The organism is Vibrio methylphosphonaticus, from assembly GCF_023634655.1.
Taxonomy (GTDB): domain Bacteria; phylum Pseudomonadota; class Gammaproteobacteria; order Enterobacterales; family Vibrionaceae; genus Vibrio; species Vibrio methylphosphonaticus.
In genome coordinates this window covers 32,535-57,920 of sequence record NZ_JAMKMS010000016.1, presented here as the reverse complement: position 1 = coordinate 57,920, position 25,386 = coordinate 32,535, and the positions used below count along the sequence as shown (strand labels likewise).

General features: G+C 47.5%; 27 protein-coding genes. 8 read left to right on the top strand and 19 right to left on the bottom strand.

The window, feature by feature from the left end; translation table 11 throughout:
- Positions 1-28 precede the first annotated feature (28 nt).
- Genes flgH through M9196_RS17545 form a run of 6 tightly spaced genes read left to right on the top strand, consistent with a single transcriptional unit; the run spans position 29 to position 5,737 of the window.
- On the top strand, positions 29-703 hold the full coding sequence (flgH, locus tag M9196_RS17570) for a flagellar basal body L-ring protein FlgH (protein ID WP_250618820.1): 675 nt from the start codon (positions 29-31) through the stop codon (positions 701-703).
- Complete coding sequence (locus M9196_RS17565) at positions 703-1,824, top strand: flagellar basal body P-ring protein FlgI (RefSeq protein ID WP_284677216.1); 1,122 nt, start codon at positions 703-705, stop codon at positions 1,822-1,824. Before flgH ends, M9196_RS17565 begins: the two co-directional genes overlap by 1 nt.
- Positions 1,825-1,833: 9 nt before the next feature.
- Positions 1,834-2,379, top strand: coding sequence for a rod-binding protein (locus tag M9196_RS17560; protein WP_250618819.1), 546 nt, complete (start codon positions 1,834-1,836; stop codon positions 2,377-2,379).
- A complete protein-coding gene (flgK, locus tag M9196_RS17555; protein WP_250618818.1) occupies positions 2,376-3,749 on the top strand; it encodes a flagellar hook-associated protein FlgK in 1,374 nt (457 codons plus the stop codon). The genes M9196_RS17560 and flgK overlap by 4 nt, the downstream gene beginning before the upstream one ends.
- A gap of 9 nt (positions 3,750-3,758) precedes the next feature.
- The gene (flgL, locus tag M9196_RS17550; protein ID WP_250618817.1) at positions 3,759-4,658 is read left to right on the top strand and encodes a flagellar hook-associated protein FlgL; all 900 of its coding nucleotides are present in this window, start codon (positions 3,759-3,761) and stop codon (positions 4,656-4,658) included.
- Between the two features lie 29 nt (positions 4,659-4,687).
- The gene (locus tag M9196_RS17545) at positions 4,688-5,737 is read left to right on the top strand and encodes a flagellin (protein ID WP_250618816.1); all 1,050 of its coding nucleotides are present in this window, start codon (positions 4,688-4,690) and stop codon (positions 5,735-5,737) included.
- Positions 5,738-5,886: 149 nt separating this feature from the next.
- Here the strand turns inward: M9196_RS17545 and M9196_RS17540 are convergent, their stop codons facing one another.
- The 19 genes from M9196_RS17540 to M9196_RS17450 all read right to left on the bottom strand — a co-directional run bounded on the left by M9196_RS17540 (position 5,887) and on the right by M9196_RS17450 (position 22,627).
- Entirely contained in the window at positions 5,887-6,927 is a 1,041-nt protein-coding gene (locus M9196_RS17540; protein WP_250618815.1) for a polysaccharide lyase family 7 protein, read from the bottom strand.
- A gap of 224 nt (positions 6,928-7,151) precedes the next feature.
- Positions 7,152-7,445 carry a hypothetical protein gene (locus M9196_RS17535; protein WP_250618814.1) on the bottom strand — a complete coding sequence of 98 codons (294 nt, stop codon included), beginning with the start codon at positions 7,443-7,445 and terminating at the stop codon, positions 7,152-7,154.
- A gap of 123 nt (positions 7,446-7,568) precedes the next feature.
- Positions 7,569-8,558 carry a flagellar motor protein MotB gene (locus tag M9196_RS17530; RefSeq protein ID WP_250618813.1) on the bottom strand — a complete coding sequence of 330 codons (990 nt, stop codon included), beginning with the start codon at positions 8,556-8,558 and terminating at the stop codon, positions 7,569-7,571.
- On the bottom strand, positions 8,558-9,415 hold the full coding sequence (motA, locus tag M9196_RS17525; RefSeq protein ID WP_250618812.1) for a flagellar motor stator protein MotA: 858 nt from the start codon (positions 9,413-9,415) through the stop codon (positions 8,558-8,560). Before motA ends, M9196_RS17530 begins: the two co-directional genes overlap by 1 nt.
- A 9-nt stretch (positions 9,416-9,424) precedes the next feature.
- Positions 9,425-10,153, bottom strand: coding sequence for a FliA/WhiG family RNA polymerase sigma factor (locus M9196_RS17520; protein WP_250618811.1), 729 nt, complete (start codon positions 10,151-10,153; stop codon positions 9,425-9,427).
- An 8-nt stretch (positions 10,154-10,161) separates the two neighbouring features.
- On the bottom strand, positions 10,162-10,650 hold the full coding sequence (locus M9196_RS17515; RefSeq protein WP_250618810.1) for a flagellar basal body-associated FliL family protein: 489 nt from the start codon (positions 10,648-10,650) through the stop codon (positions 10,162-10,164).
- A 22-nt stretch (positions 10,651-10,672) separates the two neighbouring features.
- Positions 10,673-11,719 carry a flagellar hook-length control protein FliK gene (locus M9196_RS17510; protein WP_250618809.1) on the bottom strand — a complete coding sequence of 349 codons (1,047 nt, stop codon included), beginning with the start codon at positions 11,717-11,719 and terminating at the stop codon, positions 10,673-10,675.
- A 3-nt stretch (positions 11,720-11,722) separates the two neighbouring features.
- A complete protein-coding gene (locus M9196_RS17505; RefSeq protein WP_250618808.1) occupies positions 11,723-12,046 on the bottom strand; it encodes a LafD in 324 nt (107 codons plus the stop codon).
- On the bottom strand, positions 12,030-12,416 hold the full coding sequence (fliS, locus tag M9196_RS17500) for a flagellar export chaperone FliS (RefSeq protein WP_250618807.1): 387 nt from the start codon (positions 12,414-12,416) through the stop codon (positions 12,030-12,032). The genes M9196_RS17505 and fliS overlap by 17 nt, the downstream gene beginning before the upstream one ends.
- An 18-nt stretch (positions 12,417-12,434) precedes the next feature.
- Positions 12,435-13,772 (bottom strand): flagellar filament capping protein FliD, encoded by a 1,338-nt coding sequence (gene fliD, locus M9196_RS17495; protein ID WP_250618806.1) that lies wholly within the window; start codon positions 13,770-13,772, stop codon positions 12,435-12,437.
- Positions 13,773-14,200: 428 nt separating this feature from the next.
- Complete coding sequence (gene lafA, locus M9196_RS17490) at positions 14,201-15,067, bottom strand: lateral flagellin LafA (protein ID WP_250618805.1); 867 nt, start codon at positions 15,065-15,067, stop codon at positions 14,201-14,203.
- Positions 15,068-15,419: 352 nt separating this feature from the next.
- Positions 15,420-16,232 carry a diguanylate phosphodiesterase gene (locus tag M9196_RS17485; protein WP_250618804.1) on the bottom strand — a complete coding sequence of 271 codons (813 nt, stop codon included), beginning with the start codon at positions 16,230-16,232 and terminating at the stop codon, positions 15,420-15,422.
- Entirely contained in the window at positions 16,225-18,318 is a 2,094-nt protein-coding gene (locus M9196_RS17480) for a flagellar biosynthesis protein FlhA (RefSeq protein ID WP_250618803.1), read from the bottom strand. Before M9196_RS17480 ends, M9196_RS17485 begins: the two co-directional genes overlap by 8 nt.
- 128 nt (positions 18,319-18,446) lie before the next feature.
- On the bottom strand, positions 18,447-19,574 hold the full coding sequence (gene flhB, locus M9196_RS17475; protein WP_250618802.1) for a flagellar biosynthesis protein FlhB: 1,128 nt from the start codon (positions 19,572-19,574) through the stop codon (positions 18,447-18,449).
- Positions 19,571-20,347, bottom strand: a complete 777-nt coding sequence (fliR, locus tag M9196_RS17470; RefSeq protein ID WP_250618801.1) for a flagellar biosynthetic protein FliR — start codon at positions 20,345-20,347, stop codon at positions 19,571-19,573. The genes flhB and fliR overlap by 4 nt, the downstream gene beginning before the upstream one ends.
- The gene (gene fliQ, locus M9196_RS17465) at positions 20,347-20,616 is read right to left on the bottom strand and encodes a flagellar biosynthesis protein FliQ (protein ID WP_250618800.1); all 270 of its coding nucleotides are present in this window, start codon (positions 20,614-20,616) and stop codon (positions 20,347-20,349) included. Before fliQ ends, fliR begins: the two co-directional genes overlap by 1 nt.
- Positions 20,617-20,630: 14 nt before the next feature.
- Entirely contained in the window at positions 20,631-21,398 is a 768-nt protein-coding gene (gene fliP / locus M9196_RS17460) for a flagellar type III secretion system pore protein FliP (protein WP_250618880.1), read from the bottom strand.
- A 30-nt stretch (positions 21,399-21,428) separates the two neighbouring features.
- Entirely contained in the window at positions 21,429-21,797 is a 369-nt protein-coding gene (fliN, locus tag M9196_RS17455; protein WP_250618799.1) for a flagellar motor switch protein FliN, read from the bottom strand.
- The gene (locus M9196_RS17450; protein ID WP_250618798.1) at positions 21,794-22,627 is read right to left on the bottom strand and encodes a FliM/FliN family flagellar motor switch protein; all 834 of its coding nucleotides are present in this window, start codon (positions 22,625-22,627) and stop codon (positions 21,794-21,796) included. Before M9196_RS17450 ends, fliN begins: the two co-directional genes overlap by 4 nt.
- Before the next feature lie 564 nt (positions 22,628-23,191).
- On the opposite strand from M9196_RS17450, the gene M9196_RS17445 reads away from it, so the two are divergent.
- Both M9196_RS17445 and M9196_RS17440 read left to right on the top strand, forming a co-directional pair.
- A complete protein-coding gene (locus tag M9196_RS17445; protein WP_250618797.1) occupies positions 23,192-24,016 on the top strand; it encodes a MotY family protein in 825 nt (274 codons plus the stop codon).
- The gene (locus M9196_RS17440) at positions 24,013-25,383 is read left to right on the top strand and encodes a sigma-54-dependent transcriptional regulator (RefSeq protein WP_250618796.1); all 1,371 of its coding nucleotides are present in this window, start codon (positions 24,013-24,015) and stop codon (positions 25,381-25,383) included. The genes M9196_RS17445 and M9196_RS17440 overlap by 4 nt, the downstream gene beginning before the upstream one ends.
- Positions 25,384-25,386 lie beyond the last annotated feature (3 nt).

The window sequence follows — 25,386 nt, the reverse complement described above, 5'->3', positions numbered from 1 at the left end:
AGTCGCGACTCGCGTAAGGATTTTTGACATGACATGGCGTTCAATATTGATCACGGCAATGCTATTGCTCGGCGTAACCGGATGTTCTGTCCGTCAAGAGTTTGTGCCGCCAGAGCCCGACGAGCAAAAATACGCTCCGCCAGAGCTTAACTACGATTTGCCCGAAGCCGCTGGTGGCAGCCTGTATCGCCACCGCTACAACTTAACCTTGTTTCAAGACCGCCGAGCGTACCGTGTTGGTGACATGCTGACGATATTGCTGGCGGAAGAAACGCAATCTAGCAAAAAAGCCGATACTAAATTTGGCAAGTCTTCGAGTGTGAATTTTGGTGCTGCTACCATTGGCGGAAAAACAATCGATGAAACCGCCGTCGGTATCAATGGCGACCGTAATTTCGATGGCTCCGCTGCCAGCTCTCAGGGCAACAGTTTGGAAGGGGCGATTACCGTTACCGTGCATGAAGTGCTACCTAATGGCGTATTACGAGTCAGTGGAGAAAAATGGATTCGCCTCAATCAAGGGGATGAATTTATTCGCGTGACAGGGATCGTACGTATTGATGATGTCGATCGTTACAACCAAGTATTTTCCCATCGTATTGGTGATGCCCGTATCACCTACTCAGGACGTGGCGCATTGGCTGACAGCAACTCAGCCGGGTGGTTAACGCAGTTCTTTACCAGCCCATGGATACCTTTTTAATGAACCGACAACAAATAATATGCACCACGCTGTTTTTGGTGCTGACGCTTGGCATGGTGACAACAACAAAAGCAGAAACGCCGATTCCAATCATGGACTTGGTGGATGTTCAGGGCATCCGAAACAACCAGTTGGTTGGGTATGGTTTAGTGGTGGGATTGGATGGTCAGGGTGACCGTAACCAAGTGAAATTTACCGCCCAGTCAATCATGAATATGTTGCGCCAATTCGGGGTGCAAATTGATGATGCCGATAATCCAAAACTGCGGAATGTGGCGTCGGTCAGTGTGACGGCAATGGTCGATCCAATGGCGGGGCCAGGACAAGCCTTAGACATTGTCGTGTCCTCTATTGGTGATGCGAAAAGTTTGCGAGGAGGTACGCTCTTGCTCACGCCACTGCGAGGTGTGGATGGGGAAGTCTACGCGGTAGGTCAAGGGAATTTAGTCATTGGTGGGGTGTCGGCCGAGGGACGAAGTGGCTCGAAAATCGCGGTGAATACGCCAACCTCGGGACGCATCCCAAATGGTGCCATATTAGAACGTGAGATTCCGTCGGACTTTAATAGTCGCGATGAAGTGACCTTACATCTGCGCAAAGCCAGTTTTACCACCGCGAAAAACATTGCCCGCGAAATTAACGCAACGTTTGGACCCGATGTCGCCATTGCCGTCAATAAAGCACGAGTCGATATGCGCGCGCCTCAAGATACTCAGCAACGAGTCACCATGATGTCAATGCTGGAAGAAATGAGCGTTGTGGAAGGGCGTAAACCTGCTCGTATCGTCTTCAACTCTCGATCTGGCACCGTGGTGATTGGTAAAAATGTCAAAGTCAGTGAAGCGGCGGTAAGCCACGGTAATCTGACGGTGACCATCTCAGAATCACAACGAGTGAGCCAGCCTAACGCTTTTGCCGATGGCGATACTGTCGTTGTTGACCAGTCAAAAATCGATATTAGTGAAGACCAAGCTCAAATGGTGATTTGGCCAGCAGGTACTGAGCTCAATACCATTGTGAATGCTGTGAACAGTTTAGGTGCTACCCCAACGGATTTGATGTCTATTTTACAGGCGCTGCATGAAGCGGGTGCGCTTAACGCAGAACTTGTCGTGATTTAGGAGAGCAGTATGAAGATAGATACGACGAATTCGGCGATGAAGACACAAGTGCTGTATCACGACAATGCGGCGTTAGCGAACATCAAGCACAGTGCGGATTCTCAAACGGCACTCAAAGAGGTTGCCGGGCAGTTTGAGGCGATGTTTTTGCAAATGGTGTTGCGACAAATGCGCAGCAGCAGTGATGTGCTTGCCGATGAAGACAGCCCATTTTCATCGCAGCAACAAGGGGTATTTCGAGATATGCACGATGGCCAGTTGTCTATTGAACTCGCCCGAAAGCAGCATTCCGGTATTGCCGATATGCTGGTTAAGCAATTGAGTCCCTCTCATGCAGAAGTGCAGTTTGATACCAATAGCGCATTGGCAATGGCGTCTGCCAATGATCTGGAAGCAAGCTCACAAGCTATGCCAATAGCGGGCAACAAAGCTTCCCCTGAGATTAATGCTGCACCGCCCAAGGTCGCCTTTACTTTGCAATCCCCGCAAGAGTCTGCCACCACGATGGCATTCTCCCAGCCTCTTATGAGAACAACGGAGCGTGAGCTATTATGAATCTCGTCAATATTGCGTTATCTGGCATGAACGCCAACCGCGTTGCGCTGGATGTGACGGCGCAAAATGTGGCCAATATTAATACCCCAGGCTACAGCCGTCAGCAGGCAATGATGGCGTCCGTCGCTGGGGGCAAGTACAACGCGACCAGCGCAGGTATGGGTGTCGAGGTCACCAGTATTCGCCGTGTTACCGACCAGTATTTAGTGTCTCAAACATGGTCGACCAGCAGCGCGGCCAATTATTCCGCCAGCTACATGAGTAGCATGAGTCAGCTCGAAAGCATGCTCGGGGCTGATGGCTTTAGTTTGAACCAAGGGTTGGACTCTCTGTTTGCCTCGCTGAATGATGCGACATCAAAACCAGAGTCGACACCGCTCAGACAGCAAATTATTAACGAATCTGAAGCTCTGGCTCGTCGTTTTAATACCCTGACAGAGTCCTTGCACAATCAACATAAAGATACGCACGAGCAGAGAAACGCTGCGATCTCTCATGCCAACAGCCTCATGGCGAATATCGCTGAAGTGAATAAACAGATCGTTGAAACCAACGGGACTGGCGGCAATCCGGCGCAACTCATGGATACTCGCGATAACCTCATCGGTTCGTTGTCGGAAGTGATGGCAGTGAAAACCACCAATCAACCCGATGGCAGTGTGCAGGTATCACTCGCCTCTGGGCAGCCTCTAGTTTTGGGTGGTGATGCTGGTTCAATTACTGCGATTCCAAATGCCAGTGACCCGTATTTAGCTCAGCTGCATATAGAGTTTGGTCAGCAAACCTTTGCCACCAATGGCGATATTGGCGGTAAATTAGGTGCGCTGCATGAATACCAAGTCGAGGTACTTAAGCCAAATCAAGACGCTTTGAATGACATGGCGATGCATCTCGCCGATGAATTTAATACGACGTTGTCAGCGGGGTTAGATCTTAATGGCAATGCGGGCAAGCCTTTATTTACCTATGACCCAGCCAACCCTGCGGCCAGCCTTTCTATCAGTGATATCAAATCCGATGAATTGGCCTTATCGGGCGATGGCAATCCGGGGAACAGTGATAACTTAACCGACCTTATTGCCATCAGTAATAAGCCAGTAGCGGTATCAGGATTTGGGTCACTATCACTCAACGATGCCTTTACGGCCATGATCGGTGAAACGGCAATTAAAGCTCGCCAAGCCGAGTCTGATTATCAGGCAAAAAACGCGATGAACGAACAAGCCGTTGCTGCGCGCGACAATGTGAGCGCGGTGAGCAGCGATGAAGAAGCGGCAAACTTGATGACGTTTGCCAATGCTCATAATGCCAATATGAAAGTGATCAGCACTGCGAATCAATTGTTTGATTCCGTTCTGCAACTGTTTTAAGGAGCAATGATGAGAATCAGTGATACTCAATTTAGCCAAATGATGTTGCAAAGTTTGCAGTTAAACAATGCAGGTTTAGGTAAGGTGATGCAACAAATGGCAACGGGCGATAGGCTAACCAAGTTATCGGATGATCCCATGGCGTCGATTAAATTGCTCAACTTAGAGCGAGAAGGCAGCGCCATTAATCAATATCATCGCAATATCGCCAACGTAAAAACCACCTTATCGAGTCAGGAGATTCAGCTTGATTCGGCAACGGAAAGCTTACAAAGCATGAGGGAACTCGTGCTTTGGGGTTCCAATGGTACGTTAACTGATGAAGACCGTGCCGGCATGATCACCGAGCTGGAAAGCTTACGAGACTCTGTCGTCTCTTCGTTCAATGCTCAAGATGAAGAAGGGCACTTTTTGTTCTCTGGGACCAAAACCGATGCCGCTGCGCTGTCGAATTCAGGTGCAAGTTATACCATTGATGGCAATAGCGATAAGCGGGTTGTGACCGTTGCTAAGGGTGTGACCATGACGTCCAACATGACGGCAAAAGACATTCTCGATCTTGGCGGAGGCGCTAATGTTCTGAATCAAATTGACGCACTTATTGTTGAATTTAAGAACCCGAGTCCAAATTTTAGACCCGAAGTTGATGCCAGCATTGCGGCGATCGATGATACCTTGGGTAACGTACTTGGGGCGATGACCGAAATTGGTGGTCGTCATAATAATCTCGATTTACTCGATGGTGCACACAGTGAAAATCAACTCTTTGTTGATAAAGTCACCAGCGACATTTCTGCTCTGGATTACGGAGAAGCCTCGGTACGCTTAAGTAATTATATGGCGGCACTGCAAGCCACGCAGGCCAGCTATGTGAAAATCAATGACTTGTCATTGTTTGATCGAATTTAACCAGTGAAGAGTCAATTAGGGAACAAAATATGGCAGTAAGTACCGTGGAAGTAAGACCGCATAGTATTAAATTAAGCGGGCAGGAAACCACTAATATTGCGCCATCCCAAGCCTCGGAACCAAGCACTTCCCTGTCTAAGCGTTACCTTACCCCTCAAGCGAATATGGCGCCTACGTCCTATTCGCTCTCTGGTATTTTGCTCACACAAGGTCAGCAACAGGCAACGTCAGTGCAGATTGCAAGTAAAACGCTGCAAACCGTAGGGCGTGAGTTGACTCAAGTGAAACGCACACTGACTCAAGCATTAACGCACGGTGTGTCGGATGCCATGACGGCTTCTTTGTCACGTTCCAAGCAAGGCATTGAATCGACACTGGATAATGCACGATTTGATGATAAACGCGTTGTGGATAATGAACTCAAGCTGAAACTCAACAGCGCGGATGTGCGCCATTTCTCTATTCCGGGCTTAAATATCGGTAGAATGAGTGAGCGCAGCGAGCAAGTTCGCCTTGATTTCCCCGGGCATGGCACGGTTATTATGCAGTTCGACGGTCAGATGGATACGCAGTCCAATCATGACAGCACCGTCAAAAAGCTAGATAGAAGCCTGATTCCAATGGGGATGCGAGCCAGTCTTTCTCAGGATGGTAATATCGTATTTCAAGCGCAAGAATCGGCCTATATCGCGATGCAGCAGCAAGTAAAGGTGACCGGACAAGGGCATCGCTTTCCTGCAGGTCAAGCCAATACGTTTACCGTAAAAGCAGAACCGGATGGCATTGCTGAATTGCGTTTTGACTTAGGGTCTCGTGAGGGAATTAAACAGTCGATCGCGACGGTCAATCAACACTTACAACAGGCGCAATCAAGCCTACAAGAAAGTAAACACTTCCAATCTCAACTCAACTCGCAAATGTCGCAACTTCAAAGCCAGTCGAACCTTCCTTCAGCCACTCAGGTGAACGGCTCATTGGCGCAATTTAGCCAGCAATCGAATGATTTCACCAGCACATTTCGAGCGCTCAATGCCCAAGCGAATGTACGACGTCATACGGTTGTAGCCCTGCTTAAGTAATCGGTGCTATCGCGACAGCTTGACCAGCATGCCGGTGGCTGAAGTTGTTTAATCAGGCGTGGCCTTCTTTTAAGAAGATTTTATTTATCGAACGATGCCCTTCATCGCGTTGGCAATGAAGGGCAAGTATTGGTATGAATGATTGGCAGTTACTTACCGTTTAGCTTCAGTGCAGTGAACGTCACACTGTTGTAGTCGCCATTCTTTTTATCTGTTGCAAAGTCACCAGTACCTTCACAGCCTGGGCCCCATACTGGGTGAGATTCTTGCACGCTACACTGACCATAAGCGCCAGCTTTAAAATAGAATGAATCTTTTGCGTAGCCAGTTGGGTAGTCTTTATCGTCGATACCTTGGCTCAAATCGATGTCGTATTTAACGGTGTCGTGTTTAGCCGTTTCAAAAATCAAGTGCATCATTGTGCCCTTAACTTCGATGCTATAGCTGAACTCTTCACCGAGTGCGATGCCTGCTGCTCCTGGTTCAGCCGGGTTTTCCCACGTGTTACCCCAAACTGGGTAGGCAATGTCTGCGCGATCTGGATCGTTTTTCGCTAGATTGCGCTCATAGTTCCAGAATACTGACCCCATCTCATGGCCAGGGAATTTTTTGTAGAAGATTTTAATTGGCTCGTTGCCGTGACCATAACCCGTTTTGGCTTTGATCTGTGCGTTATCTTTATCCGCGTGAATTTGTCCTACAACTACCGAGTGCGCTGGGTATTTTTCTGGGTACTTTGCGTGTAAAGAAACATGGTTAACTTTTAGGGTGGCTTCTAATTTACCGCCAACAGCGCTGAACGTTTTTGCATCAGGGTGGCTTGAAAGCGCCCAGTTGTTAAGGTTGTCATGAGTGCCTATTGAAAAGTCTGCACCACGTGCCATTTGGCGAAGCTCTGAACGCGCATTCTTTGAGTTTTTAGTGGTGATAGCTTTGTTTTGAACTTCAAATACCAGATGACCGTCTTTATCTAGGTGGAAAAAGTCAGAATGAGAGTAGCTCATCATCGCTACGCCCTCAATTTCATCGACTCGACCGTCTTCATTGATGTCAGATGGAATCGTGATCTTCCAGTTTCGCATGTCGAAGTTATCGGCAGGGACAGGGTATGATACGCCGTTGTTTGCCACGTCAGCGAAGGCTGAAAATGATAGCAACAATGAACTAGTGAGGGCTAGAGTTTGTTTCATTTTGTAATTCCTAGTATGTATTATTGTCATACATAATAAATGTTCAAAAATTGAAACAAAGCGTAAAAAGTAAGATGTGGTTGATGGTTCACACTTTAAACTTTCAGCTTTTAACCGACTTCAAAAAATAAAAAAAAACAGCCTAAAACTAAGTGACTCAGTTGAACTATTGTGCAGTGGCCATGTCAAGTGGTGGGCAAGCTTGCGAGTGACACCGAACAGAATCACACCAAAAAGAAAAAATACAAAAAGCAGATAAACGCCAGTAGAGTGGCGGAGAGAGTGGGGTAAATGATATAGCCATCTCTTTGTTGGGTGCGACGAAAGCAAAGAAAGCTGAGTAACACGTTGTAAATAACCAATAATAGACTGATGCCCGTCCCAGCTTTAAGGGTGAGGGTTGGTAACTGGCTTAAGAACAGCGCCAGAAGCATATAATCAATAATCACCAACCACAAAAACGCCTTCTTTAGCGAGTCTGGTTGAGACGCAGCAGTATGTGGAGGGGTCTGGTTCATAAAGACTCAACTTAAACTCATCAATAGGCGACCTATTTAGGGTCGGTCACCATCATTCATAACAAACACATGTTGATTGCTAGCAAGTTATCGTAAGCATAGAACTTACTAGCAATATAACCACTAGAGAGGTTGAGGGGTTATGGGAGGAGAGGTGTCCACCGAATAACCAATCGTGTCATGTCTGAATACAGGTTGATTGAATTTGGCCTTTTGTCGCGCTTTATTGAGTTCACTGGTTGGTTGCTCGCCAAACAAGGTGCTAATCACCTGCGCAGCGGGTGTGGTGAGCACAAACAGTTCGATGCGTCTATTTTCGCTCGATTTGGGCTCTTCTCGGTTTAGCAGTGCTCGGTCTGACATGCCAGTAACTTGTAACACTCGTTGCTCAGGCATCCCGCCAGCGACAAGGGTTTGTCTGGCTCGGTTCGCTCGCGAGGAGGACAGTTCCCAGTTTGATGAATCACGAAACGCTTTTTTATATTGGGTCGCGTCCGTATGACCGCTAATAATCATCGGGTTTTCAACACGGTTAAAGATCGGCGCTAAAGCCAGCAATAAGTCTTCAAAAAATGGCGTTAATGTTGAACCACCTCGTCGGAACATATTTTGTTTGTAGTCATCTTGCAGCACGATCCTTAGGCCTTGTGGCGTGACCGTGATATCAACATTGCCCTCGGCATTGATTTGACGCATAGCATCATTGATGACTTTGGCAAGGGCGGCGAGGCGTTCTTGAGTATCAAATGTGCCGTCAATCAGCGAGTCGGATTCTGGTCCATCGCGATCGCCTTGAAAAAAAGCGCTCACCGTATGCACCGAATCATGACGGCTCGCAACAGAAGAGTCTGAGGTTAGATCAATCGGCGAGAGACTTTGTGAGGTATCAAAGAGATTGCCGGTACTTTTATCAAAAACACTGGCCATTTGTAGGTGAGCGACAATCGCTTTCCGCTCTTCTTTATCAACGACTTGCATCACCCATAATACGAGAAACAGAGCCATGAGTGCGATCATAAAGTCGGCGAACGCGACTTTCCATGCACCGCCATGAAATGCTTCTTCATGGCGGCGGTTTGAGCGCCTAAAGACGACGTGCTCTTGTTTTTGCATTACCCCTCCTGTTCAGCAAGCCACCTCTCCATTTGGTTGAAAGTGGGTTTGATGTCTAGCTGAATGTGCTTACGGCCAGCGTCAATAGCGAGCAATGTTGGCTTTTTGGCAACATACGCCACTAAGGTGGCGCGGATGCAGTCAAAGGCTGACATATCTCGTTTTACGCGCTGAGCCATGGCGTTACTCGCTGGGTCTAAGCAGCAATAACAACCAAAAATCCCTAAAAATGTGCCTACTAAAGCCGCTGCGACGTGATAGCCAATCATCGCGATTGAACCATCGATGGCCTGCATGGTGATAATAATGCCACCAACAGCTGCTAAGATGCCGAAGCCTGGCAGTGCTTCTGCTGTTCTCTGCATGGAGCGCGACGGCAGAAGAAGATCAGCTTGTATGGCTTCGATTTCTTGTTCTAGTAGCCCCTCTAATTCATGAGGCGACATTTGCCCCATGGCCATTAAACGTAAATTGTCGGTAATGAAGGAAACGAGGCGATAGTCACGACTAACCAGTGGGTAGCGGTTAAATATTGAGCTTTCTTCTGGGTTTTCAATATGCTTATCCAGCGCTTTAAAGCCACCACTGCGCACCGTCTCTAGTAGGATCTGTAGCAGTGCCATCAGCTCCATGAAGAAGGCTTGCTCTTCTTTGTGGGGTGACAAGATAGAGCGCAGTTGGAGGCGCATTTCTTTGAGTACTTGTGGTGGGTTACCAATGATCAGCGAGCCAACCGTTGCACCAATGATGATGAGGAATTCCGCCGGTTGCCAGATCGCCATTAGGCTGCCTCCAGCCCAAACGTAGCCGCCGAAGACACACATCAAAATGATGACCGCGCCCATAAATTTTTGCATAGGAGACTCCTAGGAAGATAACAATTGATTGAGTTGCTTGAGAGCTTGCTTGTGAAGCTGACAGATGCGTGGTGGCGTTAAATCCAGTACTAACGCAATTTCGTGAAGATTCATGTCGTGTTGATAAAACAGAGTCATGAGTAGCTGTTCACGTTTGGCCAACTGACCTAATGCGACTTCAAGGCTGCGCCGGTGGTGTTCATGTTGGGTGGCGTCATAAGCCGAATGAATATTGCCCTCGAGACCACTATCGAGCAGTTGATCGAGGCTTTGCATTTCGCCTGCCATGGAAGCATTAAGACGAGATAAGTAATCCGCTTGGTCGGTACCCAAAGCACAGATGATTTCTTTGTCGGTAGGTAAGCGACCTAAAGATTTGGTGAGATCACGTGTGATGTCGTTGAGTTCGTGGGCCTGCTGGCGAGTCTTGCGCGAGCGCCAGTCGAGCCGACGTAATTCATCTAAAATCGAACCACGAATTCGGCACACAGCAAACGCAGGAAATTGACCGTCATCGATATCCCCATAACGTCGCCCGGCCTCCAGTAACCCAATAAGCCCAATTTGCTGCATGTCTTCTATACTGCAATGCGTGGTGGCGTGATGGCGCAGTTGGTTGACGACGCGCTTGACGAGTATCTGATGCTGACTCAGTAATCGCGGCTCATCAATGGGCACAGAGGGAGATTGAATCTCTTCTTCCATGCCGTAACTGTCCTTGTAATTCATATCCAACATAGCATCACCTACTGCACGACATATTTAGTCAGGAGCACATCGTCAATATCGCGGACGAGATCCGTTTTCTCGAACGCGCCAAGTACAGTCAGTTTCACTTCATCTTGCAGCATCGCTAGCGCATTTTCGCCGTGTAGCTCTTCATAGGTCTTTTGGCTAAAGAGGTTGAGCATGGCGTTGCGAACCACTGGCATGTAGTCATTAATATTTTCCATGCGCTCTGGACGACGGGTTTCAATGGCGAGCTCTAGCATGACAAAGTGGGTCTGCTTCTTTCCTCTCACACTGAGTACGAGTTTTTCAAGTGCTTGAAAACTTGGTTGTTGCTGGCGTTCCGGTTGATTGTTAAATAGCTCTGATAGCCATGACTCACTAGTTAAGGCGCTGTTTTTTTCTTGCTGTAGGTACCAAGCAGTGCCAAAAACCGTTCCGCCAGAGACCAATGCACTGCAGATAATGGTGGCGATAAAGAGAGCAAAAATTTGTTGTTTGGTCATGACCTATTTCCTTATGAATGCACTAGGCGTGAATGTTGAACCAGTGGTCAGAAGATGAGTGAGATGAGAAACTCGTCGGCTGCTCATTTCGTTCTCGTGCGGCGAAGATGCCCGCCTCTTCATCGTGATTTGGCGTGTTGGAAGAAGGATTGGGGTTATCACCAGAGCCCACTTGAACCTCGACTTGCAGAATGTTTTGTTGCTGCAATTCATTGCGTAGTCGATCCGAAACTTGCATTAACGCCTCGCGCGTCGCCGCGGCATTGGCATTAATTTGCACACTGAGCCTATCGCCCTCGACTCTAACCGTTAGGTCGAGCTTGCCTAAGTCTGGTGGGTCAAGTCGAATGCGCGCTTCTTGTAAGTTTTGCTGGGACTGCAGGGTCACTCGGTCATGCAGTACCTGAAGCATCTGCTCACCCCATTTCCCTGCTTGAGTATCAATACGGACATTGGCCCATTGCGCTGTACTGGTTTCTGTATTGCTATTTACTGCTGATGGCACTGGAGAGTGCGCCGCTGACGGGCTACTAGGTGCGCTCGCCGCTGTAAGTAATGACGGAATGTCATTGCCTAATGTTGACGTACTGAGTCTCGAGTGGGCTAACGCCGTTGCATGAGCCTGTTGTCCAATCGACTGATCCCGCGTGCTGCCTCTAGTCTCAAGAAGCGGATTGCCCCGCGGTTCGGAAAGAGGAGCTTGAGCCTGCATAGCACCGTGTGGAGCGGTACGGCTTTGCGTAGCAAGCGTCATATTGCCTAGTGAGCTCGTTGGAGTGTGAAATGTTCCGTCACTGGGATGGTGAGGCGTGAGCGGCAATGCCGTGATTAATGGTGGTACTCGCGTATCTGCGGTGGCATTCATTGCTATCGCATCGCTAGGCAGTGCATCCGTTTCGTTTGATGATGACAGTTGTGTTTTTTTGTCGCCGACCAATTTTTTGAAGGACGCGGGCGTATTTTGTCGCGCATTTTCTTGGCTGGATGGGGCGATAGAGCGCTCACCTTCAGCCCCGCGATGCGGCGTTGTTTGAGTAGTGGTATTGGTTGCTGCAGGTATGGTTACCATGGGTTACTCCAGACTCATCGCCAGTTGGTAAGCTTGCGCTCTTTCTTTTTGCTCATCGGCTTCCCCAAGCTGCGTTTTTAACGCATTGGTCGCTTCGGATAGCGCAATAAATGCGCGCAAGTGCGCTTGTTTTGCCCGCTCTATCTCAGCGGCTAAACGTGGGTCTTGGCGGCCGCCTTTAGTAAAAGGATCATGGGTGACCAAAAGCTCCCTAAGCTGCACGTCGTAGCGCTGGAGTGTGGGCCAGTCTTGTGTTTTTGTTGCAATTTCAATTAGTTGACTTAGGTGTCGAAATCGCTCAGGGGACACCTTATGCGTGTTTGCCAAAATTTAGCCACCCCTCTTTGATTGTGCCCATGACGCGCTCAACGTTCGTCAATCTGTCAATATCGTTGTTGACGCTTGCCTGATACAGTTCGACTTGGCAAAAGTCATACAGTTGGTGTAGGTTTTCGGCAATTTCACCGCCAGCCTCTAAGTCCAATGCACTGTCGAGACCGACTAAGATATTCATGCTCTTGCTGATGCCATCGCCTTTCTCTGCGAGTCGACCTGCGTGTATATGGCCGCGTACTCGTTCTACTTCATCGAGCAATCCATCAATGAGCATGATGACGAGCTGGTGAGGGCTCGCAGCCGCCGCTTGAGCGTTTAAGTCAACTTGTTGATAAGAGTCGTAGCCTGAGTCCATTAACATTTATTGTTGCCTCCTTGGTTAACCGAACATACCCATGGTTTGATTCATCTGGGTCATTAAGGTATTCATTTGGGTAAATTGTTTCAGGTAACGGTTGTAAGCCATGTCGTATTTGCGATCTAATGTGCTCTGCTTATCATCAATACGAGAGATATTTTGCTGTAAGGTATCTTTACGGCTTGTAAACAACCCCGACGCCGATTGTAAGAATGGCGTTGCCATCGCATCGATCGAATCGAGAAGGTTACCGTCACCATTGAACATCGCTTCTAGGGCGGCACTATTATTGGTTTGTGCTTCTTCAAATTTGCTGGCGTCTAGCGTCATGGTGCCACTGCGGTCAATCTCTATACCTATCTGGCTTAGGCGCAGCTCTTCATATTCCCCGCGAACTAAACTGGTCAACTGACTCTCAATTGAGCGAAGGGTGGGATCACTGGCTAATACGCCGCGTGATTTATCTTCACCGCCGATGCCTGTGTGTTCGTCGATGGTTGACATTAGGGTGTTGTAAGCGTCGATAAATTGATTAATTTGCTCTTTCGTCGCCTCGGAGTCGGCACCAATATTGAGGGTTAGCGGCGCTTCACCTGAAACTTGTGCTTTGCTGACCGTGAGATCAACGCCGTCGATGACGCCAGTAAAGGTATTACTGCTGTTTTCTAGCTTGAGCCCCGTTCCTTCGGCTCCGAGCCAAATCACCGCATCTTGTGGCGTGCTGATATCACTGGTGTTGGCGAATGCATCTTCAAACCAGGTTGCGCCTGTGCCTGAAGCCGAAACATTAATAGTATTGGCGACGCCGGTTTCAGTACTCGACAACATAAAGTGCGTTTGACCGTTGGATCGTACGAGGGTGGCGTTGACGCCGGGGTTATCTGGATCGTTGTTGATGGCAGAAACAAGATCCGCCATTGTCGCTTTGCCATCACCGTCGCTGTCTAATGTGGAAAGGTCAAGCGAGAGGCTTTCGCCATCAATAGTAAAGTCGAGCGTCCCCGTGGTTGGCACTTCGGTGGTCGAATCAAGGTTGGCAGGCATACCGGTGGATAACTGATGCGCAGTCGCGACTTGCTCCACGAAAACTTGATAACTGCCAGCCAGCGCTTTGGCATCGGCTTTGGCACTAAAGAACCCCTCTTGCGAAATGGAGGCACTATTTTTAATCACGTTCGAGTCAGTACTATTCATTGCGTTGACAGCGGTTCTAAATTCTCGAAGCGCCGATTCAACTTTACCTAATGCGGTCATTTGCGCTTGATAGCTGTCCGCTTGCATTTGGTAGCGGTTCTGAAATGGCTGCACGTCGTAAGTCGCGAGTTGGGTTGCCATAGTAATGGGGTCTAATGAACTCATTAGAATGCTCCTAATCATGCTGGCTGTATGATTGTTATCGTGAACAGCTCAGAGGTGAATAGTAAACAAATCAAGATATATGCCATGATTTATTTTGTTTTAAATCAGTTGTTTATGTTTTAGGTTTGCAAGTGGCGGAAGCCGGATTTCCAGTGGCTAATTTCCGCTTTCCGCGAATAATGGTTTTTCACTAGAACAATAAGGCGGCTGATATCATGCAACTGTTAACTGCATTGAAGAGTTCGTTGGGCATTGTGGGATATGGGTTCAGATTTACGACGGTGTAGGCGTAAGTGGCCGTAATAAAAAAACCTCCCGAGGGAGGTCAAGGACGGATGAAGAGCGAATAAAGGAAAACTCTTCGTATCCATAATAACGGTTGAGTTAGATAGAGTGCCATCACAACCGTTATCAAAGATGAGGCCAAATTAGCGTAGCAGTGACATCGCCATGCTAGGCATTTGGTTTGTTTGTGAAAGCACGGTTGTGCCGGCTTGCATTAGCATTTGGTTTTTCGTCATGTTTGAAGATTCAACCGCGAAGTCAGCATCTGTGATACGACCTTTCGCTGCTGAAGTGTTTTCAACCATGTTGCCTAGGTTGGCAATGGTGTGCTCTAGGCGGTTAATGTTGGCACCAAAGCTAGAACGTGTGGTACCGATATCAGCCAGCACGCCAGCGTCGCCATTGGCGCCTGTCAATGTATCCAAAGCAGTTTGTGCGCCCGCAGCTGTTGTAATATCACCAAGAGCGAAACCACCCGCTGCGCCCACGGTAGTGTTTAACGCGGTAATGTCGGCAGACACATCGACAGAAAGTTGCTCGCCAGAGTTAGTACCGATTTGCATATTCACCGGGCCAGCTGCAAATCCAGTCGTATTGAATAATTTTTGGCCACCGAAGTTGGTTGAGTCCATGATATTGACAAGTTCTTCGTTTAGCTGTTGGAACTCTTTATTAAGTGCTGTTTTATCTGCCGTAGAAGAGGTGTCATTCGATGCTTGAGTAGCAAGATCGTTCATACGGTAAACGATGTTGGTCATTTCATCCATTGACCCTTCAGCCGTTTGCATCATAGAAATGCCATCTTGTGCATTACGCATCGCGACATTCATACCACGAGTTTGTGATTCTAAACGAGTCGAAATTTGTAGACCTGCTGCGTCATCCGCTGCTGAATTGATGCGGTAGCCTGTGCTTAAACGCTCCATTGCAGTATTAAGTAGACCGCTGGTATTGTTCAGTGTGTTTTGTGTCACTAGCGACGCGTAGTTCGTGTGCATTGATAAAGCCATTGTCGTTCTCCTTGAATCACTATCAATTTGGGACTATCGCCCCGCTCACTAACAAGAGGCGGTCAGTTAATTTCTAGGATTAACTCGAAAGTGAAAAAAATAGCCAAATTGTTGAAATTGGACGTGAATGTGTGAGGTTGGTTCAAGCGAAAGGAGGGGTAAAGCGGTTTATGGGTATAGAGCGGTACCTGGTGGCTAACTCCTAGAGGAGAGGGTGAGAGTTAAGAGTGGGAGTAAAGAGTGGGGCGATATTATTCGCTTTCGTTGACGATAATGGGTCGTCCCACATGATCTCCTAGAACCTAGAACCTAGAACCTAGAACCTAGAACCTAGAACCTAGAACCTAGAACCTCACATCACTTCATTATGCGCATCGCCAAACGATTTAAATGACATGGCGGTGGGTAAATCACTGAAATAGCCGAAATAATAGCTCGCACCAAGCCGTTTGAACTGGGTGAGTTCCTCTTGACTACAGATGCGCCCAGCGACCCATTTGATTTTATGTAGCCGACAAAAACGCACTAATGGTAATAAGTCGCTGCGATCTTGTTTGCTCTCAATCGTTACCGCAATTTTAAAGGCATCCGGTGCGAGTGGCAGCAAATGGTCGAGCTGCATTTGAGAGGGTGAAATATCAAACCACAATGCGTAAGCATAGTCTTTGAGAGTTTCGCTCAGTGGTTGAGTTTCAGGATGCAGCGTACTGGTATCACTTAATTGCAACGAGGGGATGATGTGATAAAACGCGCCAGCATGAAAGCGTATGATCTGTTGTAGGAAAAACTGCCCTTGTTGCCATAACAGTGCATCGTGACTGATGGGAACAACGACATTGCTGATGAGATCAGGGTGGAATGTTTCAATCTGAAATTTCGTTTGCCGCACGGCCAAATATAAGCTGTAGAGATCCAAGCAAAATCGCATCGACGTCGACAAATCGAATTGATACACACTTTGTTCACTATGGCTACCAAAGCGCAGGGTGAGGTGTTGGTACTCAATCTCACCAGTGTCAGTATCTCGAATCGCCTGACAAGCATGATGAATGTCATTGGCTTCGAATGCAGAAAAGATCAATTGGTCGTCTTCCGTCACGACGTGCTGACCGATCAACTGGCTGAGATAGTAATACAGCGCTTGATTTGAAGTGAGATTATCCAAGGTTTCCTACCACATTTATCTGTTTGTTATCTGGAATTTCGTTGTATGACAGTACCGCTAATCCTTGTGAAAACGTACGTGCATAGCGAGCGAGTAAAGGCCTTAATTGCGGCATCACCAACAAGATTGGTGCCAGCCCTTGTTGTTTAAGTTGCTGCTTGATTAACGGCATGTTTTGTTGGAATTGATTGAGTATATTAGGCTCAATCGGGAAACTATCGAGCATGACTGTGCCGCTAGCTTGCGCTTGTTGCAGAGACGTCATTAACATCTGCTCGAGTTCATCGGACAGCGCATACACATTTAAGTCTTTGCGTTGACCTGCGATCAAGTTCACCAATGTACGACGCAGCGCGCAACGGACATCGGCCGCGAGTAAAATCGGGTCTTTGGTATTTTCAGCCGATTCCAGCATGGTATTGGCAATGGTGCGAATATCTTTAAGAGGCACCTGATCGACAAGCAGTTGTCGGTACACCTTTAATTGCTGTGACAGGCTTAATGCTGCACTTAACGCTTCGCAAAGTTTAGGCGCTTGTTGGCTCAAACGCAGGTTCATGGCATCGACGTCATCATGATTAAAAAGCTCGGCAAGGTGCGTTTTCATTATTTTACTGATGTGAGTGGCAATCACGGTCGCGTCGTCAACCACCTGATAGCCCATATTGAGCGCTTTGGCCTTATCTTGATGCGTGATCCACACCGCCGGCAGGTGATAGGCGGGGTCGCTGCCCAAAATGCCGTCAATTTCTCCGTAGGTTTCGCCTACGGCAATGGCCATGAGTCGGTCGGGTTCAATCAAGCCTTCTTCAATAATTTCTCCGTTGAGTGACAAGGTGTATTGATTGGGCTTGAGGTTTAAATTGTCTCGTATGGCGACTTCTGGCAGTAAATAACCCACTTGTTCTGAGAGGTTTTTACGTACCCCTCGAATACGCTGTGCAAGCGGTGCGCCTTGCTCTTTATTGACCAAGTGGACTAAGCGATAGCCAAGCGCCAATGACAAACTGTGTACGTGGGGAATATCTTCCCAAGCTAGTGCAACATCAGGATTGTCGTGCATCACTTGAGAGATCGCTGCGACCTCATCCAGTTGTGGATCGTCAGGGGTGGATTTGGATTGTCGCCAGCCAGCAAATCCAAGCGCTGCGGCAAAGGTAAAAAAGGCCAGATGCGGCATGCCGGGAACCATACCGATGATCAACATGACGGTTGCCACAGTGAATAAAGTCGCCGGGGTGGCCAGCAATTGCTTTTGCATGGTCTCAGCCATGCTATTTTCGCTGTCGTTAATACGAGTCACGATGATAGCGGCGGAGGTTGCCAAGAGTAGAGACGGAATTTGTGCGACTAGGCCATCACCGATGGTCAGCAGGGCGTAGGTTTTAAACGCTTCTGAGGCAGCAAGACCGTGCTCAAATACCCCGATACTGATACCACCAATAATATTAATGAAGAGAATCATTAAACCGGCGATGGCATCGCCGCGAACAAACTTTGAAGCACCGTCCATAGAGCCGTGGAAGTCGGCCTCGTTTGCCACTTCTTGTCGACGTTGTCTTGCCGATTCTTGATCGATTAACCCCGCATTTAGGTCGGCATCGATAGCCATTTGTTTGCCTGGCAGTGCATCGAGGGTGAAACGCGCGGAGACTTCGGAAATACGCTCGCCACCTTTGGTGATAACGACAAAGTTGATGATCATCAAAATGACAAATATCACCATACCGACCACGTAATTGCCGCCGATCACGACTTCCCCAAACGCTTGAATAACTTTACCTGCTGCATCGCCACCTTGATGCCCTTCCAATAGGACAATTCGAGTAGAGGCGACATTGAGCGTTAATCGCATGAGCGTCGCGATAAGCAAAATGGTTGGGAAAATAGAGAAGTCTAATGGTCGCTTCGCGGTGGTACTGACCAGCAGTACCAGTATCGCGAGGACAATATTGAAGGTGAATAAGGCGTCCAACAATAAAGGTGGAAGTGGTAAAATAACCATCGCCAGAATCATCAGCAGCACGACAGGGATACCAATGTACCCTTTGCTGGTTCGCTGAAGTTGTTTGATTCGGTTCAACATGAAGGTTCCTTTTTTCTATAGTCGGCGACAAATGATAGTCGGCGACAAATGATAGTTGGCGACGAGTGATAGCTGGCGATGAGTGATAGTGGTGTTCTGCACTCAATATAAATGCCGTCATTTCAAAGCTAGTGTTGTAAATGTTTTGGGATCGAAAACTGCGGTATCGGCAGCGGTTTCTCTCCTGCTCCACGGCGAAACGATCTCAGCTGCATGACGTAGGTCAGGATATGTGCGACCGCAATATAGAGCTGACTCGGTATCGCTTGTTCTATCGCAGTCGTGTGATAAATCGATCGTGTCAGGGGCGGTGAGTTTAATATCTCCACCTGATTTTCTCGCGCGATGCGCTGGATGTGCATCGCGGTTTCATCAATACCTTTTGCCACCACAAATGGCGCGTCCGATAGGCTGGTGTCGTATTTTAATGCCACGGCATAATGCGTGGGGTTGGTGATCACCACGTCCGCTTTCGGCACGGTTTTTTCTATTTTACGACGGGCAAACTGTTGCTGGATTTGTCGAATCCGTTGTTTGACTTCCGGTCGCCCCTCATTATTTTTGTACTCTTCTTTGAGCTCTTGTTTGGTCATTTTGAGCTGTTTTAGGTGTTCCCAGCGTTGATACGGAATATCGATGACGCCGAATATCAACAGTGCCACCCCCATCAATAGTAAGCCCTCGAACAAAATGGTCATCACCATGGTGACACCTTGGTTTAGGGTGAGCTGTTGCATGCCTAACAAGTGTTGAAGATTACTGTTGAGGTAGCTGTAGAGCAGAGCAAAAATGACCGAAACCTTGAACGTTGATTTGAGTAACTCGGCCAGTGAGCGGGTAGAAAACATGCGTTTAATGCCGGCCAGTGGACTGAGTTTGCTGAGCTTTGGTTGGACGTTGGCGGGGCGAAACATCCAGCCACCTAAAATCAGGCTGCTGGCAACCGCGACAATCACAATAACTAGGAACATGGGCAGCAGCATGTCGATCAGGATCCCTAAGCTATGACCGAGCTGCTCAATCATTTGCATTGGGTTATCAAGATCCTCGCGAGTCAGGCTCATATTGAAACGAAAAACACCGGAAATATGCGCCCAAATACTGGGCAGTTGGCTATTAAAAAACAGCGCTACGGCAAGGAAGATAACCGCGGAGGAGAATTCTTTGGCCCGCGGGATTTGTCCCTCTTGGCGCGCTTTTTTGACCTTTTGCGGTGAGGCTTTTTCTGATTTATCTTGGCTAGATTGTTCGCTCATACGCCCCCCACAACAAATCCGTTGAGATGGCGAAGCACCTCATGAACTAAGGCGGTATAGCGACTTGGAATGCCAGTAACGGTGAGCAAGATACTGAATAGACCAAGCAGCATGGTCATTGGAAAACCGAGCGCGTAGACATTTAAGCTAGGTGCGGCGCGATTCATCACACCAAAGCTGATATTGGCAAGTAACATGGAAACAATAGCAGGCAGTGCGAGCGCAAGGGCGGAAGCAAACATCCAGCCAAAGAGTCCGATGACTTGATTGAGCGCGCTCATGCTGAGACCAGAACCTACAGGCCAGATCACAAAGCTTTGTACTAGAATATCAATCACTAAAAGGTGGCCTTCTAGTGCTAAAAACAACAGGGTGGAGAGCAGTAAAAATATCCGTCCTAGAATCGCCACCGACAGCCCGTTGACTGGGTCATTCATGATGGCCATACCGAGCCCCATTTGCATGGAAACAATTTGTCCAAGCATGGTGAAAATAGTAAAAAACAGATGCAAAATCAGACCGAAAAATACCCCCCATAGCGCTTGTTCAAAGGCAAGGAACAAGGATGTCATCGAAAATAATTCGACCGCAGGCATTGGTGGCATAAGCGGAGCGGTAATGACGACGATGGACAGCGCGAGCAAGCTGCGTACCCAAATCGGAATCAGCGCATCACCAAAAAAGGGTAAAGAAAGGAATGCCGCACCAACGCGAAAAAAGGGCCACCACAGTTGCCCCAGCCATTGTGAGAGATCGGCAAAGGTTAGTTGCATCAGCCAATCATCCCAGGGATGTTGTGGAACAGGTAATCGAACAGCTCCATGATTTTTCGTAGCATCCAGTGGCCTGCAAAAATCACCATTAACAGGGTCGCGAGTAATTTAGGTAAGAAGCTTAAGGTTTGTTCTTGTATTTGTGTGGCGGCTTGGAAAATGGCAATAATCAACCCCACTCCTAACCCAGGGAGAACCAGTACCATCACCATGTTGATGATAAGCCAGATGGCATTAGAAAATAGCGTGACGGTCATTTCTGGAGTCATAGTTGGTCCTTGTACTATCCAAAACTGGCCGAGAGCGTACCCACGGTCATCGCCCAGCCATCCACTAATACAAAGACCACAAGCTTAAAGGGCAGCGAAACAATGAGTGGCGAAAGCATCATCATCCCCATCGCCATTAGAACACTGGCCACGACAAGGTCGATGATGAGGAAAGGGATGAACAGCATGAAACCAATTTGAAAGGCGGTTTTTAGTTCGCTAATCACAAAGGCCGGCAAAATCACCGCAAACGAAATATCCTCGACATTTTGATTAAGAGGTTCATTGGCAATTCGCAACATCTGCTCCAATGCGTTTTGCTGGGTTTGTGCCAACATAAAATGACGTACAGGCTTTTCTGCAGTAGAAAATGCCTGCATTAAGGTTATTTCACCTTGGTCGTATGGTTGGAAGGCATTTTGATAAACGTCACTCCAGACCGGACGCATGATTAAAATACTCAGGCTAAGTGCAATGCCGACTAACACGCGATTAGGCGGGCTCTGCTGCAGACCAAGCGCCTGTCGCAAAATCGCTAAGACAACAATGATTCGTGTGAAGCTGGTGGCCATTAAAATAAAGGCTGGCAAAAAGCTCAACGCAGTCATGAGCAGCAAAATCTGCAATTTGACGCTATACGCTTGATCGGTCTGACCATCATTGACGGTTAAAAACGTTAATCCGTTATCAGCGGCAACAGGAAAACTGATTAAGCTCACCAGTACGATGAGCTTCCAAGGAAGGTGGCACAGTAAAGTGAGGTGGTGTTTGACCGATGTCATAACCTTGTGAGTAAGCGGATGAGACACTAACTATTGCCCCATTGTTGTTAGTGCGGAGTCCACTACGTCGATCAGCTTTAACCCGTATTTGTCATTGATGACAACAACTTCTGCGTGCCCCATTAGTGAGCCATTCACTTTCACATCGAGAGGTTCACCATTGAGTTTGTCTAACTCAATCACGCTGCCTTCACCGGCACTCATTAACTCACCTAACGCGATTTCTTTACTGGCGACTTCAAGGGTGACGGTGACAGGAATACTTTTAAAAAAGCTAAGGTCACGCTGAGGTGTAACGGGGGCACTCAGCGGTATATCGTTATCAAACCCTTCTAGCTGAAAGTCATCAAAGCTCAAATCGTCACCGTCAAAGGCATTGTTTTCAGGTGTGTCACTCATGAGTTGCTTTCCTTTTCATTATTTAAAATTAAAACCAATTGCCCATCTTGTTCAGCGACGCGGCCACTAAAGAGGCGCTCCTTTCCTATATGGACGGGGACGCTTGTGAGTAAGTTGATAGGTAAAATATCGTCAGGCTGTAAACGTAATACTTGGGTTAATGGCAACTGAGTTTGGCTTAATTGCACATTGAGTCGCACAGGGGTGGATTGCAAAGCGTGTTGAAAATCGTTGGCAATATGAGGGTTAGGGGTCAACGCTAATTCATCCACGAGGGTTTGTACTAAACCACTATCGAGTTGAATGGTTAGGTTGGCCGTCATATTGCCGCTGGTTGGGTGGCGGTATGTAATGGCAAGGGTTGCCACAATCCCCATGCCTTGATGGGGAATAGTTGCACTGGAGTGCCAATGTTCCATCGGCGCAATCCAAGTACTGATTAGTTTTGCAATACGTTCTTGGAGTCGTAGGTCACTGGCTGACCGTTCATCTGTCGTTCGCTCGATACTTGCCCCATAAAATTGGTCAGCGAGATGAATAAGCAAGGGGCTTGAAAGGTGAACGGATAGATGACCACATGCCTCGTGTTGCAGTGCGCTGATGCTTTCAAAATCTTGAAACTGATGGCGGTCACTGTTGATCGTAATCGCTTGAATAGTGACATCAACATCGGAACTATTGAGCCAAGATTGTATCGTTTGACGTAAGGAATGGCTGGAGCGTCTAAATTCGTCTTCCAGTTTATTCTTTACTCTATGGATCGGCTTACCAAGAAGCTCGATATTGAGTGATTGTGCGTGCTCTAATGTCAATGAATGCTCAGAAGCCATAATATTACCGAAAAGTGATTGAGTTATCGATAAGACTAAATACCGACACTTCAAATTAATAACTAGGCGTTATTGTTTTAGTCTACTCTGTTTTTTTTATATATTTTTAGTCGTAAGATTTAATTTTGTGAGCTTGGTTCATATGTTTGTTTATGCATTATAAAAGCATCTTTAAATAAAAAATAAATAGGGTTAGTTTGGCTAAATAATAAATATTAAAAAAACTAAATATAACCAAGTTAAATGAAACCCTTATCATATGATTTACTTGTTGTATGATATGTCATTTTAAGTTTCTGTTTTTCAAGGTTAATGCTTTATCTTTATTTTTTGGTGTTCATATTAGATAGAAATGTATGCGCCTTGTTACATGTCAGAATTGGTATTGATATGAATATTAGATTTATTCACAAAGGTAGGTTTAAGTTGTTTTTCCCACTTGAAATTATAGCTGAGTGGAGGAAGCGTAATTCATTCCGGGCGGAAGATTTATTTCCGCTAATAATTATTTGCGTTCTGGCTTTTTGGGGTAATGTCTCATTTGCCGCTAGAAATAGTATTCCAATGGATATGGTAAATTGGCAGTTTATTGAGTCCGAATTTAAATGTCAGTTACGTTACTCCTTATCGGCTTCAGAATATATTGTTTTTGTTGCTGAACCAAATAAGCCTATTGAGCTGCGTAAGACACACGTCAACTACCCTCAAGCGACGTTGTTGCAAATTTCTCCGCCTTGGCAATCGCCAGCGTACTCAAATGCGATTGCCACTTCTCACCAAGTCTCATCGGGCGTGGTGGCGTTTGGTCAGGGTATTGAAGCCTTTTTGACCGTCTTTGCCAAAGGGGCGTGGATGCACTTGGAGTTCGGTCACGATAATGACCAGGGCAAGCTCTTAGTCACGGAGAGCTTGACGGTTCCTTCCGTTCGCATCGACCAGGCGTACAGTCAGTTTAATGATTGTCGCGCGGCATTACCGGGTATGTCGTATGAGCAGGCTCGAGATATAGAGCTGAGCTTCCGTGTGGGTCAACGAGTTTTGAACGCTTCGCAACGGCAAGTACTCAAAGCCTTATCTGGTTATATCCAGTCGGACAAAACGGTTCAACGCGTGTTGATTGATGGGCATACCGACAATCTAGGCTCATCTATGGCGAATCTACAACTTTCTCGGGTACGCGCTGATGATGTGGCGAGTCTATTAACCGAACAGGGGACATCAAACTCGTTAATTGAAGTGAGAGCGCATGGCGATCGGTACCCCGTGATGAGCAATGCAACAGAAATAGGACAAGCTAAAAATCGACGAGTGACAGTAAGAGTGATTCGTCAATCTATGAACACATTGACGTCTTCTCAGGATGAGAAGGCGAGGGTGACACTGAAATGAATAAGGATATTTTACTCGTTGAGCCTTGCGACAATGATGCCCGACCGATTATTGACGTGCTGCAGCAGCAAGGGTTTCTTGTTCGTCATGTGAAAACGGGGCGAGCGGCGTTATTGGAACCAACGGCGGCAATCAGTTTGGTCAGTTCAAACCTGCCGGATATGAGCGTTCGTGAATGGGTGGTGTGTCAGCAGCGTAAGACTAACGCGGGTGTTGCTATTGCCATTGTCGAACAAGATCAAGGTGTGCTAGCGGCGGAGTCTATGAAGGCAGGCGCCACAGACTATTTGTTGCGTCCTTTTGAAGCGATGCAGTTAACAAACTTACTTGATCGCGTTGAAGCGATGGAAAAACCAATAGCGAATATTGTGGCGGAATCATGGCGCAGCAAACAGGTGTTGCAATTGGCTCATCGTGCGGCGTGCACCAGTGCCAGCGTATTGATTTCAGGTGAGTCAGGGACGGGTAAGGAAGTGCTTGCGCATTATGTGCATGACCAATCGCCTCGCGCATCCCAGCCTTTTATTGCTGTGAATTGCGCGGCGATACCGGAGTCAATGCTTGAAGCGGTGTTATTTGGTCATGTCAAAGGGGCGTTTACCGGAGCGTCGGGCTCTCAAAGCGGTAAATTCGAAGAGGCCAATGGCGGCACCATTTTATTGGATGAAATTGGTGAAATGTCGCCGGCGGTTCAAGCCAAACTGCTTCGCGTGTTGCAAGAGCGAGAAGTGGAGCGAGTTGGCAGTCATAAGTCCATCAAACTCGATATTCGTGTGATTGCCGCGACTAATAAAGATCTGAGAAGTGAAGTGCAGAAAGGCCATTTTCGTGAAGACCTTTATTACCGCTTGGATGTGCTGCCATTGTACTGGCCACCACTTCGTGAACGTCAGGAAGATATCTTGCCGATTAGCCAATTCTTTATCAATAAATATAAAGAGAAGGCGGCTTGTCATCTGTCAGAAGATGCGCAACAAGCGCTTTGCCAATATCACTGGCCAGGCAATATCCGTGAATTAGAAAATGTTATTCAGCGCGCATTAGTGATGCGCCACGGCGATTTTATTACAGCCCAAGATCTGATGCTTCCAATTGAACTGGCGGTACCGCCGCACTCACTCTCTGCCCCAACCCTGTCTAACACTGCGCTTTCTACTCATCGATCTGGCGGTGCTTCTTTCGGGCATGTGGAAGTAAAAAAACAGGCAGAGTTCCAATTTATCCTAGAGCAACTGCGTCAGTTTGGTGGTAACCGAACTAAAACGGCGAACGCGCTGGGGGTTTCAACGCGTGCGCTGCGCTATAAGTTGGCGGCAATGCGAGAGCAAGGAATTGATCTGCAGTCGGTATTAGGCTCGGCTGCGTAAAGG